Below are 18,148 nucleotides of genomic sequence, written 5' to 3' on the forward strand. Positions count from 1 at the left end.
TTTACATCAAAACAAGTGTAGACTACTGCAAACGTTGCGAAATAAGGGCTTTCAGCGATTGCTTTGATGATGTATTTTTTATGTATCCCACCTAGCTCTTAAACCCCTTGGTCTTTATTAATTTAGTAAAAATCTAACTCTATTTTTGCACAATTATGAAAATTAAAAGCAAACTTTTGCTAATCTCGTTTTTGTTGTTTCAGGCTGTACTTTTGGCACAAAACAATATAACGATTTCGGGAACGGTCTTGGATGATCTAGGACAACCGTTGCCGGGGGCAAGCGTAGTGCTTCAGGGCACTACTACAGGAACCCAAACGGATTTTGATGGAAACTATCGTTTGGAAAACGTTCCGAGTGACGGAACCTTGATGTTCAGTTACGTCGGATTTACAACGCAAACCGTACCTATTAATAGTAGGACTACGGTTGATCTTACCATGCAGGAAGATACCCAAGCCTTGGATGAGGTAGTGGTTGTTGGTTATGGTACACAGAAGAAGGCGGATTTAACAGGGTCCATTGTCACGGTTGATGCCGAGCAGATTGAAAAGACCCCATCTGCAAACCCAGTTCAAGCTTTACAAGGTAAGGTTGCTGGTGTCCAAATTGTGACACCGGGGTCTCCAGGAGCATCACCGACTGTTAGGATTCGTGGTCTAGGTACGTATTCGGATGCAACCAGTCTTTTGTATGTGGTGGATGGAATGTTCTACAGTAACATTGACTTTTTGAACCCCAACGACATTAAGTCGATGAACGTGTTGAAGGATGCATCTTCCTCCGCAATTTATGGGGTAAGGGCTGCGAACGGTGTAGTAATCATTGAGACCAAGTCAGGTAGTAAAAACAGAAAACCCACCATTGAATATAATGGATATACAGGGGTGCAACGGGCCCAGAATGTTTTACAGATGGCCAATGCCGAACAATTCGTGACCATGGCGGTTGAATCTGGTTCAGATGCTGACGTTCAGTTTATCCTCGACGCAATGCAGCGTTACGGAAGAAGTAGAATCAATCCCAACGTACCTGATGTAAACACGGATTGGTACGATGAGATCATCCGTGATGGACTTATCCAAAACCACAGTATAAGTGTTACCGGGGGAACCGACAATGTGTCGTATTCCTTGGGAACCAACTACTTCTCACAAGAAGGTCTGTTGGATATGAAAAACGACTATGAACGATTCAATATCCGTTCAAAACTGGATGTGGACGTTATGGATAACCTTAGAATGGGGGTAAATACCGTATTTAGTAACGCCACACAGCAAACACCGGAAAACTCAGCTTGGTTCAAAGCATATTTTGCTGTTCCCATTCTTCCTGTTTTTGATGATTTGAATACAGAGGCGACACCAACGCGCTATGCCAATGCACAAGCGCTTGGATACAGGGGAACCCAGAACCCTTTTCCAGATATGGATTACAACGATAACAGGTTGAAGATTCGTAAGCTATTGGCCAACATTTACTTGGAAACAGATATTATCAAGGATAAACTGACTTTCAAGACAACCTATAATATTGACTTTTCTGCTTTGGAAGAGCGCTACGTGAACCTACCGTACAATATGGGCTTTGGAGATCAGCGGATATCTTCCATTAATCGTCGTCAGAACAACTACTACAACCAAATATGGGACAACTTGCTTACCTATACGGATACCTATGCCGAAGATCACAATGTAACCATAATGGCAGGGACGTCCTTTAGGGATGAAGCCTCCAATCAGTTTCAGGCAACAGGTAGTGACATAGCAGGTATCAATTATGAAACCTCTTGGTATCTAAATTTTGCTGATCCCTTGTCATTTAATAATAATGTGGAGGAAAACAATCGTAGGATTTACGGACAATCTTATTTTGGAAGGGTATCCTATAACTTTAAAAATAGATACCTTTTATCGGGGACATTTAGGGCTGATAGGTCTTCCAAATTTACCAAAGAACAATGGGGTTATTTCCCATCCATTGGTGCCGGTTGGGTCGTATCGCAAGAACCCTTTATGGAAAATTTAGGTTTCTTTGACTTTTTGAAACTAAGAGCTGCTTGGGGACGTTTGGGTAACGATAACGTGCCGGCAAGCTCCGGGGCAAATACCATTTCCAATCAAACTGTGGATTTAGGGGATGTTCCTTATACAGGGATTACCGCAACCAGTACTTTTACCGATCTTACATGGGAAGTGGTGGAAGAGTTGGACTTTGGATTCAACATGAATATTTTGAACAATCGCTTGTCTGTGGAGTCCGATTACTATATCAGGGACACCAAGGATGCCATTATGCCCGTGTATATCCCAATCGCCAACCAAACAGTGTCGAGAAACTCAGGGGTAATACGTAACTCTGGTATTGAGGTGGCCTTGAACTGGAGCGATGAAATTTCGCCTGACTTTACCTATACGGTCGGAGCCAACTTTACTACTGTAAAAAATGAGGCCATAGAGATCGAGGACGAAAGTGGTTATATTGATTCAGGTTCTGCGGAGTTCAGACAGCGAACTATGGTAGGGGAGCCACTCTATGCGTTTTACGGTTACGAGACCACAGGAGTTTATCAAAACCAAGCACAGATCGATGCCGATCCCGTTGCGCAAAGTGCTATTGCAGAAGGTCAGAATATTCAACCTGGATATCTCATATTCAATGATAGGGATGGAGATGGGGCCATTACGGATCAAGACAGAATGGTGTTGGGGTCTTTCCTTCCCAAGTTCACTTATGGTGGTAACATTGGATTGAATTATAAAGACTTCGGTTTTTCCATGAACTTTTATGGGCAAACGGGCAACAAGATATTGAACAGAAAACGAGGTGAGGTCATCTTTACCAACGACACCAATATGGATGCCGATCTGGCCAAGAACCGTTGGCATGGAGAAGGTACGAGCAATACGTATCCTTCATCGGCAGGACTACGAGATAGCTGGAACCAAAGATTGAGTAATTTTTGGGTGGAGGATGGTGATTTCTTCAGAATACAGAACATTCAGCTGGCTTACACACTTCGAGGTGATAAACTCAAAGGCAATATGCCTGACTTTAAATTCACATTGACTGCAGAAAGACCGTTGACCGTTTTCAGCTACAATGGATTTAATCCAGAAGTTTCTGATGGAGTGGATCGTCAGACATATCCTGTTCCATCGATTTACACCATAGGTGTTAATGTTAAACTATAAAAGAAAATTGAGATGAAGAATAGTAACCTATTATATCGAATAGTATTTGTCCTGGTTGCGATACTGGCTATCCAATCATGCTCAGACAAGTTTGAAGATATCGAAGGACAGCTCAATGCTGATGACCTGGATTATTCGGCGACCGAGGATATGGTTCAGGCATTGATCGGTTCCTACTATGTGATTGCCACAAGGGGATGGGAAGAGCCATTGCTGCTTTCCGTTCGTGGCGATGATGTAAATGCAGGTGGTTTGGGCGACCAACAACCCTTTGCTGATACCGATAATTATGTATACGCCCAAGGATACTGGATGTACAACTCTTTGTGGAACGTACACTATGGAGACATTGTACAACTGAATACCGAGATTGAATTGATCGAGAATTTCAAGGATTTCGCAGATGAAAGCGGAAAGGCAACAGCGGACCAATACATTGCTGAAATCAAGGTAATGAGGGCATGGTTGCATTTTAACCTGGCTAGGGTTTGGAGCGATGTGTTCATCATTGAATCCACCCAACCTGATGCCGAGATAGCCAATGGGACCGCTACCAAGCAGGAAATCATGCAATATATCTCCGATCAAATGGATGAAGCCATTCCATTGTTGCCCAATTTGAGACCAAACGAAAGGACCGATATCCCAGGCGGAGTTACTCGCTACACTGCATATGCACTCAAAGCGATGGCCCACATGGAAATGGAGGATTATCAAGGCATGGCGGATGCCTGTGCTGAGATCATCAACTCCAATAAATTCTCATTGTACCCGGACTTTTACAGTCTGTTCAAAAAACCAGGGGAGTTAAGCGACGAGAGTTTGTTCGAACTGCAGTTTTCCGATTATGGTTCAAGTACGGGAGATACCTTTTATCACTTATACGCTCCGTTTGGTCCACAAGGATGGACACCGGCCAGGGAGAATGCCTCTGACGGTTGGGGCTTTTATGAGCCAAGCATGAAGTTCATCAAGTTCATGTTGGATAGAGACGAATCCGTACGTTTGGAAACCAGTGTACTTTGGACGGACCGGGGAATTACAGAATTACAAGCAGACCCGAATTATGCAACGCTTCCTTCATTCGTTAACAATACTACACGAGAAGGTGATGTGATCAATGACTACGCTAGAGCATTGTTTGCCAGTGGTAAACACTATTTGCCATCCGTTCAACTTACAGATCAGCGAAATAACTATGGTGGAGGCAAGAACATGATTGTAATGCGCTACGCAGAAATACTGTTGATGTATGCCGAAGCGCTGACTCGTGGAGCCAGTGGTTCCGGAATGACGGCAGACCAGGCGGTAAACCTTGTTCGCAGCAGAGCTGGAATGCCATCCATATCTGGAGTTTCCTCTGATGATGTGATGGACGAGAAGTTTGCCGAATTGGGCATGGAATGGGGAATCCGCTATTACGACATGATTCGCTTGGACAATTATTCCGAACTGAGCTATGACGGACGAACCTTTACTGCAGACAAAGAACTATTGCCATATCCACAAGCACAAGTGGATGCACTCCCAACCTTGGGTGGCGGTAGTAGCGATGACTAACACTAACTAAATAAACTACAAAGATGAAACATATAGTTAAATCCATATTGATGCTGCTGGGGCTACTGGTGGTTTCATGTAACGAGGGTATCGATCCCATCACGGCAGTGGATGCCGGGGTGGATGAAACAGCGCCCCAGGTTACGATAACTTACCCAACCGAAGGAGTGGAATTGATGCCTTTTGAAGAAGAAACTTCAATTGATATCACTTTTGAGGTCACTGATGATATAGAAGTATCGAATGTTGCTGTATCCATGGATGGGTCGCAAATAGCCACGTTCAACTCCTTTAAGGATTACAGGATTGTATTGGAGGAAGTGACTTACGAAGGATTGGGGAACGGCGATCACACAGTTACCGTAGCTGCAACGGATATCGAGGGCAAAACTACGACCGAGGAGGTCAACTTTGCCAAACTGGCGCCCTATAGCGCACAATTTGATGGGGAAGTTCTTTACATGCCCTTCAATGCAGATTATATGGACTTTATCAGTTTCCAAGAAGCCGGAGAAGTCGGTAATCCAGGTTTTGCTGGTGATGCCTTTTTGGGAGCCGATGCCTTCCAAGGAGCAGCAGATTCATACCTCACTTTCCCCATGGATGGTTTGAAAAACAGTGAATTTAGTGCAGCATTTTGGTACAAAGTAAATCCAACACCGGATAGAGCGGGAATTTTGGTAGTGGGCGACGATGCTGATGACAGAAACCAAGGATTCCGTTTGTTCCGAGAAGGTAATGCCGATGAACAGCGAATCAAATTAAATGTAGGTACTGGTGCAGCAGAAAGCTGGAATGATGGTGGAGTTATTGATGTGACCGCCGGTGAGTGGGTTCACGTTGCAGTTTCCATATCCCAGACCCAGAGTACCATTTACTTCAATGGGGTTGAAATGTTGAGCGCAGATTTACCCGCACCTATTGATTGGACGGGGTGTGAAGAACTGCATATTGGTGCTGGAGGTCCAACCTTTGATTATTGGGACCATGGCTACGATGCCAGTCCAATGGACGAACTCCGAATTTTTGATAAGGCGTTGACGCAGAGCGATGTTCAAATCATGATGAATGCCGCCAATCCATACATTCCTCAATATGATGGAGAATCTTTCTACATGCCTTTTGATGGGGATTATATTGATTTGATAGGAAGTAAAGCGGCAACCCAAGTAGGTTCACCAAGCTTTACCGATGAAAGTCAAGTAGGAGATCAGGCTTATTTAGGGGCTGCGGATTCCTATATCAATTATCCAGCAGAAGGATTGATGACTTCCGAGTTCAGTGGTTCCTTCTGGTACAAAGTCGATGCTAGCCCAGATAGGGCGGGTATTATCACCATAGGTGATGATGCCGCCGATCGCTTCCAAGGATTCCGATTGTTCCGGGAAGGAAGTGCAGACGAACAGCGCATCAAACTCAACGTTGGAACAGGAGCCGGAGAAAGTTGGAATGATGGTGATGTAATCGATGTAAATGCAGGCGAATGGGTCCATATCACTTTTACGATATCAAATAGTGAAAATGTTATCTATTTCAATGGAGCAGAAGTTCTGTCGTCCGCCATGTCGGCACCGATCGATTGGACGGGCTGTGATACCTTTACCATTGGTGCAGGTGGACCGACCTTTGACTATTGGGGGCATGCTTCCGACAACAGTATTATCGATGACCTGAGATTCTATAGCAAATCGCTTTCTCCTGAAGAAGTGGCTGAAGTTTACGGCGGAGAGGTTACGCCACAGAACTATGGTTCCACATTGTATATGCCTTTTGAAGGGTCCAATGTAGATGATAACTCTGGTGCAGAGGCTACCGTTGTAGGTGCTCCCGGTTTTGCAGGCGAAAGCGCTGTAGGCAGCGATGCCTATGCTGGTGCTACGGATTCGTATCTCACTTTCCCGATTGATGGATTATTCAACAATCAATTCAGTGGAGCTTTTTGGTACAAGGTCAATGCTGACCCGGACAGAGCTGGTATTTTAACGGTAAGTCCACCAATGAACGGTACGGACAACGACCTTTCTGCAGGCTTTAGGCTTATTAGGGAAGGTACCGCCGATGAGCAGCGTATCAAATTACATTTGGGTACCGATGCTGGAGACGTCTGGAACGATGGGGATGTTATCGATGCCACTGTAGATGAGTGGGTACACGTGGCGTTTACGGTAACGGAAACCCAAACACTTATATACTTGAACGGCGAGCCGGTGGTCAATACCGGCGATATGGATGGAAAGACCATAAGCTGGGAAAACTGTTCCATCCTATCAATAGGTTCAGGAGCACCTAACTTTATTGGTTGGAACCACCTGTCCGATTTAAGTTATATCGATGACCTATACTTATTTGATAGGACATTGACCCAAGAGGAGATTCAAGAAATCATGAACAATTAAGGTGTTTTTAATGAACACTTCACAATATTTGAGTTAGTTAGTTTAGTTTATATGAGGTTAATTATGTTGCCATTGGCCATTGCCGCGCTACTTATAGGGTGCAATGGCCAAAAAACTAAGGAAGAGGCAAAAAAAACATCGGAAATAAATACGGATAGCTTGGCCAATGCCGACAAGGCTCTATTGGACTCCGTGCAGTACCAAACCTTCAACTATTTTTGGGATGGGGCGGAACCAGTTTCAGGATTGGCCAGAGAGCGTATCCATTTGGATGGAATTTATCCTAACCACGACAAGGATATTATAACCACAGGAGGTTCTGGATTTGGCCTTATGGCCATTTTAGTAGGAGTGGAAAGGGATTTTATCTCCCGCGAGGAAGCTTTGGAGCGCTACGAGCGTATTGTGGACTTTTTGGAAAAAGCAGATCGTTTCCATGGAGCATGGCCGCATTGGTTGTTACCATCGGGAAAAGTGACCCCGTTCAGTAAAAAGGACAACGGAGGGGATTTAGTGGAGACGGCCTTTTTGGTCCAAGGGTTGTTAACGGTCCAAGCCTATTTTAAAGATGGAAATGAGCGTGAACAGCAATTGGCGGAAAAAATCCAAGAGCTCTGGGAAGGCGTAGAATGGGATTGGTACACCAAAAATGGCGAAGATGTACTGTATTGGCATTGGAGTCCCGAATACCAATGGGAAATGAACTTTCCCGTAGGAGGCTACAACGAGGCCTTGATTATGTACATTCTGGCGGCGGCATCCCCAACACACTCCATAGACAAATCGGTTTATGAAAAAGGATGGGCCTTGGACGGACAGATTGCAAAGGACACCACCTACTACGGTCTGGAAACGGAACTAAACCATTATGAGCATAGCGATGCACCCGTAGGACCCCTGTTCTGGGCACATTATTCCTATTTGGGTTTGAACCCAAAAGGGCTAAAAGATCAGTTCGGTAATTATTGGAAACTGAACCAGAACCATGCAATGATTCATTATAAATATGCTGTGGACAATCCAAAGGATTATGAAGGCTATGGAGAAGATTGTTGGGGCTTGACCTCCAGCTACTCCATAAAAGGCTATGCCGGACACCGCCCAGGAGAAGATTTGGGCGTAATATCCCCAACAGCTGCACTTTCCTCAATGCCCTACACTCCCGAAGAGAGCAAACAGTTTTTACGGTTCATGTATAACGAACAGGATAGCTTAATAGGTAAATACGGACCATACGATGCCTTTAGTTTGGAGGATGATTGGTATTTGCCACGGTATTTGGCCATTGACCAAGGACCAATTCCTGTAATGATAGAAAATTACCGAAGTGGCCTATTCTGGAAATTGTTCATGGACAATGAAGAAGTACAAAATGGCTTGATGAAATTGGGTTTTGAAAGCCCGAACATGGAACTTACAAATGATTAAAAAAGTATTATATCCAGTTTTCTTTGCCGCACTGATTACATCCTGCGGGGGAGGGGACGATTACACTTACGTACCCACAACACCGGAACTTCCCGGTAATGGCTCCGATGATGATGACGATGAGGAACCAACAATTACGGATGAGGAATTATTGGACCTGACCCAGGCAACCACCTTTAAATACTTTTGGGATTTTGCCGATGCCGATTCCGGTGGGGCAAGGGAAAGATATCACCCGAACGACCCAGGCAATAGTGAAGGCGTTGTAACTGCCGGAGGCACGGGATTTGGCCTCATGGCCATTTTGGTCGGAATGGAAAGAGGATATATCTCCAGAACCGAAGGGTTCGAACGGTTGACGACCCTCTTGGATTTCTTGGAAAATGCCGATCGCTTTCACGGAGCATGGTCGCATTGGATCAATGGTTCCACAGGGGCTGTGATTCCCTTTAGTGATTTGGATGATGGAGGGGATTTGGTGGAAACCGCTTTTTTGGCACAAGGACTTATTTGCATCAAAGAATACTTTAAAAATGGTTCTGATGCTGAGCAGGCTTTGGCCCAACAGGCAGATGAGCTTTGGAAAGGAGTGGAGTGGGATTGGTATACCCAAAACCAAAATGTGTTGTACTGGCATTGGAGCCCAAATCATGGTTTCGATATCAACCTTCAACTAAAGGGCTATAATGAGGTATTGATTACGTATGTGATGGCCGCGGCCTCGCCGGAATTTGGTATAGAAAAAGAAGTATATTCCAATGGCTGGGCCTCGGGTGGAGGAATCCAATCGGCAAACACGCAATACGGTTATCCGCTTTTGGTTAGGCACAATGGCTCTGAACAGTTTGGTGGACCCCTGTTCTGGGCACACTATTCCTATTTAGGGCTGGACCCTCGAAATCTTTCCGATGATTATGTGGATTACTGGGATGTAAATGTCAACCATACCATGATCAATTACGAATACTGCGTGGACAATCCCGATTTTTATCAAGATTATGGTGAAGATTGTTGGGGATTAACGGCGAGTTACTCCCGAAACAACGATGGAAGCATCGGATACAACGCCCATAGTCCCAGCAACGATACCGGGGTCATATCTCCCACTGCAGCTATCAGTTCTATTCCCTACGCGCCCGAAGAATCTTTGGATGCAATGCATTACTTTTATAGAAATAGAGATGATTTGTTGGGCCCGGCAGGGTTTTACGATGCCTTCAGCCCAGAATACGATTGGGTAGCAGAAGCATATCTGGCCATAGACCAGGGACCGCAGATCATCATGATTGAAAACTATCGGACTGGTTTGCTTTGGAACTTGTTTATGGGTAACGAAGATGTTCAAGCTGGTTTGACCAAACTTGGATTTTAATATGACAAAACAATTATCATTTTTTCTTTTGTTCTTGGCTTGTAATTTGGTCGCTGCACAATGGCAATCAAAATACGAAGCCAAAATGCTTATTGATGGGAACGATACCTTGCGATATCGTATTATGTATCCCAAGAATTTTAAAGAGGACGGAAACTATCCCGTAGTACTTTTTCTTCATGGGGCAGGAGAGCGTGGAAACGACAACGAAAAACAACTATGGAATGGTGGCAAACTGTTCGCTACCGATTATTTACAAGAACGATATCCTGCAGTTGTTATTTTCCCGCAATGCCCTAGGGAAAGTTATTGGGCCAGTGTGGATGTGGATAGAAGTTCCTATCCCATCAATTTGGACTTTACCTACAGCGAAGGACCAACAAAACCGTTGGAAATGGTAATGGATTTGCTCGAGACCACCATAGCGGAACCTTATACCAAGGACGATCAAGTCTATTTGATGGGACTTTCCATGGGAGGCATGGGAACATTTGAATTATTGAGTAGAAAACCGAACACGTTTGCGGCCGCCGTACCCATCTGTGGTGGTGGAGAGCCGGGATCTGTTTCAGTTTACGCCAAAAACACGCCATTATGGGTGTTCCATGGAGCCCGAGACAATGTAGTACATCCATTGAAATCCGTGGAAATGGTCTCGGCCTTGTTGAAAGCAGGGGTACATCCAAAGTTCACGATGTACGATTTTGCCAATCACAATAGCTGGGACCCAGCATTCGCAGAACCCGATTTGTTGCCTTGGTTGTTCGCACACACTAAAAAAACAGCACAGGAAACATCAGAATAAAAAGCATACAGAAAACAACCTGATCATGAACTATAGAAAATCACTCTTCGCCATTTTGGCCCTCGTTTTGGGAAGTGCCAATGCCCAGCAGCAAATTCCAGAAGTAGAGGAATTGCTGCAAAAAATGACCATTGATGAAAAAATTGGTCAATTAAATCTGTTGACGCCCGGAGGCGGGGTGGCAACGGGTGAGGTAGTGAGTGAAAATGTAGGAACCAAGATCAAAGAAGGGCAAGTAGGCGGACTTTTTGGTGTTGCCGGTCCCGATAGGGTAAGAAAAGCCCAGGAATTGGCGGTAGAAGCAAGTCGATTGGGCATTCCTTTGCTCATTGGTTCCGATGTCATCCATGGGTACAAGACCACTTATCCCATTCCGCTGGGCCTTTCGTCCAGTTGGGATATGGACATGGTGGAACAAGCTGCACAAATGGCAGCCAGGGAGGCTACGGCAGATGGTATCAACTGGAATTTTTCTCCAATGGTCGATATTGCTCGTGACCCACGTTGGGGGCGAATTGCCGAAGGGGCCGGAGAGGACCCATACCTTGGTTCCAAAGTTGCCGAAGCCATGGTGAAAGGATATCAAGGCGATGATTTGGCCGCGGCACATACCATGTTGGCCTGTGTGAAACATTTTGCGCTATACGGGGCGGCTGAGGCAGGCCGTGATTACCACTCGGTGGATATGAGCAAAATCAAAATGTTCAACCAATACATGCAACCGTACAAAGCGGCTATTGATGCTGGCGCCGCCAGTGTGATGAGCTCTTTTAACGATGTGGATGGTGTACCTGCAACAGGAAACAAATGGTTGTTGACCGATGTGCTTCGTGACCAATGGGGGTTTGATGGTTTCGTGGTATCCGATTATACATCGCTCAACGAAATGATTCCTCACGGATTGGGAGATCTTCAAGCAGTTTCGGCCTTAGCTTTGAAAGCAGGATTGGATATGGATATGGTGGGCGAAGGCTTTCTGACCACATTGAGGAAATCCTTGGAGGAAGGCAAAGTTACCGAAGCAGATATTACCAATGCTTGCCGAAGGGTATTGGAAGCCAAATATATTTCTGGACTTTTTGATGATCCCTACAAATACTTGGACTCCAAACGCCCTGAAAAGGATATTTTAACGGACGGAAATAGGGCGTTGTCGCGGAAATTGGCGACCCGTTCCTTCGTGTTGCTCAAAAACCATAACAATATACTTCCGTTGGCCAAGGAAGGTAAGATCGCCTTGGTCGGTCCATTGGCGGATAGCAGGGAAAATATGCTCGGAACTTGGGCGCCCACAGGGGATTTTAATCTGGCAGTGACAATTTTGGAAGGGTTTAACAATGTGGCTTCTGGAGCAACAATACAATATGCAAGAGGAGCCAATATTTCTGATGATGCCGATTTTGCCAAGAATGTGAATTCTTTGGGAGAACGAATCCTAATCGACGAGCGTTCCCCGGAAACCATGCTCCAAGAAGCGGTGGATTTGGCCAAAACTTCTGATGTTGTAGTGGCAGTCGTCGGCGAAGCCACAGAAATGAGCGGAGAATCCTCCAGTCGTACCGATATTTCCATACCGGAGAGTCAAAAGAAATTGATCAGGGCATTGGTGGCAACAGGCAAACCTGTGGCCTTGGTCTTGATGAGCGGTAGACCCTTGACCATTCCTGATGAATTTGATATGCCCGTGTCCATCTTGCAAGTATGGCACCCAGGTGTGGAAGCAGGAAATGCCATTGCCGATGTTGTTTTTGGCGATTACAACCCATCAGGAAAATTAACAGCTACATGGCCTGTGAACGTGGGGCAGATCCCAGTGTATCACAGTGCAAAAGTTACAGGTAGACCTGCTCCTGAAAGCGGGGAGTTCCAAAAATTCAGGTCGAATTACTTGGATGCGCCAAACGCACCTTTATTGCCATTTGGTTATGGGTTGAGCTATACCACTTTTGAGTATTCAAATCTTAAATTGGACAAGAAGGAGTTCAATCAGGGTGAAACAGTATCCGCCACGGTAACCCTTACCAATACGGGGAATTATGATGGTGAAGAAGTGGTTCAATTGTACCTGCGGGATGTGGTCAGAAGCATTACACCCCCAAAACGTCAATTGAAAGGTTTTCAGAAAGTCATGTTGAAGAAAGGGGAGAGCAAGGAGGTTACGATTACCCTTTCGGCAGACGATTTAAAATTCTACAATGCACAACTCGAATTCGTTTCGGAACCTGGTGACTTTGAAGTATATGTTGGGACCAATTCGGATGCCGAGTTGTCCGAAACCTTCACCCTGAAATAAAATATTATACTATGCGCATTGGATTAACGCTTCTTGTATTGCTCTTAATCGTTTCTTGTAAGCAAAAAGAGAAGTCTAAAGAAGAAGTTGCTCAAGGTCCTCCAAACATTATCTTTATTATGTCGGATGACCATGCATTTCAGGCAATCAGTGCTTATACTCATGAATTGGGCAAGTTGGCTCCGACCCCGAATATTGATAGGATTGCCAAGAATGGTGCCATTTTTCAGAATAACTTTTGCACCAACTCCATTTGCGGCCCCAGTAGAGCCGTGATTTTAACAGGAAAGCATAGCCATATCAATGGGTTTCGGATGAACGGCGAACGGTTTGACAACAGTCAGCCAACTTTGCCTAAACACTTGAAAAAGCTAGGGTACGAGACTGCTATTGTCGGTAAATGGCATTTGCACGGAGAACCCACGGGGTTCGATTATTGGGACATTCTCAATGATCAAGGTAATTATTACAACCCTGAATTCATTCGAGGCGAAGATACCACTGTGGTCGAAGGATATGCCACGGACTTGATCACCGATAAAAGTTTGGAGTGGTTGCAACAACGAGAAGATGGTCATAAACCTTTCTATTTGATGGTGCACCATAAAGCTCCACACCGAAATTGGATGCCAGCTTTGCGTCATTTGAACGTTTACGATTCCATCACTTTTCCATTGCCCGACACCTATTTTCCGGAATTTGAGAATCAAACTGCGGCTGCAGAACAACAACAGACCATTTACGAGGATATGTATGAAGGGCACGATCTAAAAATGAGCGATGGATATGGTAGTACGGATTTGGCCCATAATCCTTGGACCACCGATTTTGAACGTATGACCCCAGAACAACGAAGGGTTTGGGATGAGGCCTATCTACCAAAGAACAATGCCTTTTACAAAGCTGATCTACATGGAAAGGAATTGGCTGAATGGAAGGGACAGCGGTATCTGCATGAATATTTGGCCACCGTCAAATCCGTTGATGAGGGGATTGGACGTATTTTGGATTATTTAGAGGAGACAGGTTTGGACGAGAACACCTTGGTGGTCTATACCTCCGACCAAGGTTTCTATTTGGGTGAGCACGGTTGGTTCGATAAACGATTCATGTACGAGGAATCGATGAAAATGCCATTGTTGATGCAATTGCCTGGTGTAATCGAACCCGGAACCACTATAGACGCTTTAGTGCAGAACTTGGATTTTGCCCCGACTTTTTTGGATTTGGCAGGAGGACAGCAATATGCCGCCCATATGCAAGGGGAATCGTTCAGAGGTCTCTTGGAAGGCACCCAAGATGATTTTAAGGATGCGGTATATTATCATTATTACGACTTTCCAGCATTTCATATGGTCAAGCGGCAGTACGGGGTTCGAACGGATAGGTACAAGCTCATCCACTTTTATGATGATATTGATGAATGGGAGTTCTACGATTTGGAGAAGGACCCAAAGGAATTGCACAATGCCATCAACGATGAAGAATATAAAGATATCATAACCTTGATGCACAAAAAATTGGATAGTTTGCAGACGTATTACAAAGTAACTGACAAAGAGTTCGAGACCACTCCTAAGGAAAAGGTGGATAGAACGTATGAGGCCTTTGAAAAATTAAGAGGAACACCTATTCAATAAGCCAACTGGCTCCTTTTGTCCTTACGAATCGAGGAGAAAAGGAATAAAGCGAAAAAAGGAAAGCCGGAAAATCAATGTTTTCCGGCTTTTTGTTGGCATCCATGGATGAGGATGCGCCCTTTTGCAATGTGATTCTATGCGCTGGTTAAATGGGTTCAGGAACCATTGGGCCCAACCCTAAAGAACCTTGGTCTGCCCCGGTATCGGTACAGGGTAGTTGCCATTGGCATCTGGGCTTGTCGGTGTCGGTGAATCCCAGTTGACCTCTTCGGGCATCAGCTGAAGATCGGATGCCAGGGCCTGGTCCCAGTCAATGACCTTTCCACTATAGGTCGCCATCCGGCCCATTATCGCTGTCATTGTGCTCTTGGCCCCATTAAAGGCATCGTTGATGACCCCTTTGTTACGAATGGAGGCAAAAAGCGCATTGTGTTCCTCTTGATAGGGGTTGTGCCCCATGGAATTGCTCACGGTTTGGATCTCATTCCCGGATAGATCGTGGATTTTCGCCACCCCTGCATCGTTGGTGTCCACTCTTCCGTTGGTCAATTGAAAGGCCTCTCCGACCCTGTACATCGTGTTGGGTTGATGGCGGCATTGACTGGATATCACTGCACCACTTGGATAGGTGAACTCGACGAAATGGTGGTCAAAGATCTCACCGTGGTCGGGCCCTTTTCGGACCATCCGTCCTCCCATACCTTGGGCGGAAACGGGATATTCCCCGATGTACCAGTTGGCCACATCGATATTATGGATGTGCTGTTCCAGTATATGGTCCCCACAGATCCAATTAAAGTAGTACCAGTTCCTCATCTGATATTCAAGCTCGGACTGTCCGGGTTTCCGTGGGCGTACCCATACACCCGCACTGTTCCAATAGACCTGCCCCGAGACGATTTTTCCCAAGCTGCCATTTTGGATGAGCGAATTGACCTTGATGTAATTTTCTTGGTAATGTCGTTGGAGCCCGACCACCACGTTCAGTTTCTTCTGCTCGGCCAACTTCGCTGTTTCAAGCACTTTGCGGATGCCTGGGGCATCGGTTGCCACAGGCTTTTCCATGAAAACGTGTTTGTCGTTCTCAATGGCGTATGTGAAATGGTAGGGCCTGAATCCCGGTGGGGTGGTAAGGATTACGACATCGGCTTGGTCAATGGCCTTTCGATAGCCATCAAAACCAACATATTTATGTTTTTCCTTTACATTGATTTTGCCGGTGTCCTTGTACTTTTCGTACAAATGGCCATAGCTCGAGTTCAATTGATCTTCGAACAGGTCGGCCATGGCGACCAATTCCACATGGTCATCGGCTTCAAGAGCCTGGTTTGCGGCACCGGTCCCACGTCCGCCGCATCCCACCAAGGCGATTTTCAGTTTTTTCTCGTTGAAGATATGTGCCATGGGGTTGGATCCCAGGTTCGGCATCAGTAATGCACCAGAGGCCAAAGAGGTGTTTTTGATGAACTTCCTTCTTGACTTGGTATTCGATTGGTCTTTCATTGTGTTGTGATTTTAAAATTTCAGTATTAGTCTTTTATCCAATAATCATAATAGTTTTCAGGTGTGGGAGGCGTCATTGGGCGAACGATCCGGAAACCCACGAATCCTGCATCGGTAAACCACCATTTACTTTTGGGAAACTGCGGATCCCTTTCTTTCCAGATGGGATTGGAGGCCAGTCTAGAGGCACTTCGCAGTTCCAATGGCCCATCCCTGAAGGAACCACCCCTGATAGCGATCGGATATTCATGTACCACAGGTTCGAAAGGAAGTCTGGCTTCTTTGTACCCATCTTCATGGTATTGGTCCAAGGTCCATTCGGCAACATTGCCGTGGATGTCGTAAAGTCCCCAGGGGTTTGGTTGTTTCATTCCCACCTTATGGTAGGTCCCTTCGCTGTTTTCGTCGAACCATGCATGGTCCTTGAGTCGTGATACCTCCGACCCAAAATGGTATGGGCCCGAACTTCCCGCACGTGCGGCGTATTCCCATTCCGCTTCCGTCGGTAAACGGTAATAATGCCCCGTAACCGCGGAGAGCCACTCACAGAATTTGGATGCCGCCCTTTGGGTAATGTTCACTGCAGGGTAGTCTTTGTCCCGTCCCATGCCCAAGCTCATATCCACATAGGGGGTGGTGGCCCCCGATATGGCATCGGTCGACAGATTTACCTCTTGGGCCCGGTTGTCATTTTCAATGTCGTCCAAGGCCCTTTCAACAAAAAGGTTGTACAGGCCCCAGCTTATTTCATACTTGGACATCCAAAACCTTTCCATATCGATGTTCCGGACAGGTCCTTCGTCGGCTTTTCTTCCCAACTCATCACTTGGGCTTCCCATCAGGAATGAACCAGCGGGTAGGGCCACCATTTCCAGTTCAACATCAACTCCTGGAAGTCCTTGGGTATAGTCGGATGCCTTTTCTTGCCCATATCCCATCACGATGGTGCCCAAAAGAGCATGGATGATTCCAATTTTTCTCATGTTCGTCATATTAAAGATCAAAAGGAGTCACTGGTTTTGTAGGCATCGATTACAGCTTTCTCGCCTGCTTTGCCCTTTTTGGAATTGCCATGTTCCATTCCCACGATACCCTGGTATCCCTTGGAATGGATATGTTTGAATACATTCAAATAATTTATCTCGCCCGTGGTGGGTTCATTCCTTCCTGGATTGTCGCCTACCTGGAAATAGGCAATCTCTTCCCAAGCGGCATCTATGTTTGGTATGAGGTTGCCTTCCTGGATCTGTTGGTGGTATATGTCAAAAAGTATTTTACAGGATGGACTGTCGACCGCCTTGCAAATTTCATAGGCTTGGGGACTATCGGTAAGGAATAGCCCAGGGTGGTTCCTGAAGTTCAACGGCTCCAATACCATCGTCAATCCATGGGGTTCCAATAGTGCACTTGCGCGTTTCAGTGATTCCACCACATGGGCCGTTTGATACCCTTTGCGCAATCTAAGGTCCACATGGCCTGGCACCACGGTCATCCATTTGGCGTTCACTCGTTTGGCAACAGCAATGGATTCCTCTATCTCCTTTAGGAATTTTTCACGCAACGCCTTATCGCCATTGGTAAGATTGGGTTTGGCCCAGGAAATTTCATGGGCCACAAAAACCCCCATGGAGATACCTCTTTTTTCCATGGTGCCGGCCATCTTTTTCTGTAATTCCACGGGACGTTGCTTCATATTGTTGTCCTCAAAGGCCGTAAAACCCATATCCGCCATGAAATTGAGTTGGTCAATGGGGTCTTCCCCCGCGGATTCCTTGAACATCCCCAAGTGTGGGGCGTACTTGAGGTTAAAGGTGGGAGGGGAATCGAACATGTGGTCTTTCTTATTGGTATGGTGTGCAAACACGCTTGGTATCCCTAGGCTCAAAGCTCCGGAGAGCATTAAATTGTCCTTTAAAAAATGTCTTCGTTTCATCATTGGTTTTTATCGTTTTGTTTG

General features: G+C 45.7%; 11 protein-coding genes. 8 read left to right on the forward strand and 3 right to left on the reverse strand.

Annotated features, from left to right (window positions below):
* Positions 1-155 precede the first annotated feature (155 nt).
* Genes EO132_RS12220 through EO132_RS12255 form a run of 8 tightly spaced genes read left to right on the forward strand, consistent with a single transcriptional unit; the run spans position 156 to position 14,688 of the window.
* Positions 156-3,194: a SusC/RagA family TonB-linked outer membrane protein gene (locus tag EO132_RS12220; protein WP_127138127.1), complete on the forward strand. Its 3,039-nt coding sequence runs from the start codon at positions 156-158 to the stop codon at positions 3,192-3,194.
* Positions 3,195-3,206: 12 nt separating this feature from the next.
* Complete coding sequence (locus EO132_RS12225; RefSeq protein ID WP_127138128.1) at positions 3,207-4,754, forward strand: RagB/SusD family nutrient uptake outer membrane protein; 1,548 nt, start codon at positions 3,207-3,209, stop codon at positions 4,752-4,754.
* Positions 4,755-4,777: 23 nt separating this feature from the next.
* Positions 4,778-7,150 carry a LamG-like jellyroll fold domain-containing protein gene (locus EO132_RS12230; RefSeq protein WP_127138129.1) on the forward strand — a complete coding sequence of 791 codons (2,373 nt, stop codon included), beginning with the start codon at positions 4,778-4,780 and terminating at the stop codon, positions 7,148-7,150.
* A 51-nt stretch (positions 7,151-7,201) separates the two neighbouring features.
* Positions 7,202-8,578, forward strand: a complete 1,377-nt coding sequence (locus EO132_RS12235) for a glucoamylase family protein (RefSeq protein WP_127138130.1) — start codon at positions 7,202-7,204, stop codon at positions 8,576-8,578.
* The gene (locus tag EO132_RS12240) at positions 8,571-9,950 is read left to right on the forward strand and encodes a glucoamylase family protein (RefSeq protein ID WP_127138131.1); all 1,380 of its coding nucleotides are present in this window, start codon (positions 8,571-8,573) and stop codon (positions 9,948-9,950) included. Before EO132_RS12235 ends, EO132_RS12240 begins: the two co-directional genes overlap by 8 nt.
* 1 nt (position 9,951) lies before the next feature.
* Positions 9,952-10,755, forward strand: a complete 804-nt coding sequence (locus EO132_RS12245) for a carboxylesterase family protein (RefSeq protein WP_127138132.1) — start codon at positions 9,952-9,954, stop codon at positions 10,753-10,755.
* Between the two features lie 25 nt (positions 10,756-10,780).
* Positions 10,781-13,048 (forward strand): beta-glucosidase BglX, encoded by a 2,268-nt coding sequence (gene bglX, locus EO132_RS12250; protein ID WP_127138133.1) that lies wholly within the window; start codon positions 10,781-10,783, stop codon positions 13,046-13,048.
* 11 nt (positions 13,049-13,059) lie between these two features.
* On the forward strand, positions 13,060-14,688 hold the full coding sequence (locus EO132_RS12255) for a sulfatase family protein (protein ID WP_127138134.1): 1,629 nt from the start codon (positions 13,060-13,062) through the stop codon (positions 14,686-14,688).
* Positions 14,689-14,865: 177 nt separating this feature from the next.
* On the opposite strand, the gene EO132_RS12260 is transcribed toward EO132_RS12255, so the two are convergent.
* Genes EO132_RS12260 through EO132_RS12270 form a run of 3 tightly spaced genes read right to left on the reverse strand, consistent with a single transcriptional unit; the run spans position 14,866 to position 18,124 of the window.
* Positions 14,866-16,191 (reverse strand): Gfo/Idh/MocA family protein, encoded by a 1,326-nt coding sequence (locus tag EO132_RS12260; protein WP_127138135.1) that lies wholly within the window; start codon positions 16,189-16,191, stop codon positions 14,866-14,868.
* A 26-nt stretch (positions 16,192-16,217) separates the two neighbouring features.
* Positions 16,218-17,174, reverse strand: a complete 957-nt coding sequence (locus EO132_RS12265; protein ID WP_127138136.1) for a formylglycine-generating enzyme family protein — start codon at positions 17,172-17,174, stop codon at positions 16,218-16,220.
* A gap of 17 nt (positions 17,175-17,191) precedes the next feature.
* Complete coding sequence (locus EO132_RS12270; RefSeq protein WP_127138173.1) at positions 17,192-18,124, reverse strand: hydroxypyruvate isomerase family protein; 933 nt, start codon at positions 18,122-18,124, stop codon at positions 17,192-17,194.
* Positions 18,125-18,148: the final 24 nt, after the last annotated feature.

Origin of the sequence: Flagellimonas oceanensis (genome assembly GCF_003992595.1) — a bacterium.
Lineage (GTDB): Bacteria > Bacteroidota > Bacteroidia > Flavobacteriales > Flavobacteriaceae > Flagellimonas > Flagellimonas oceanensis.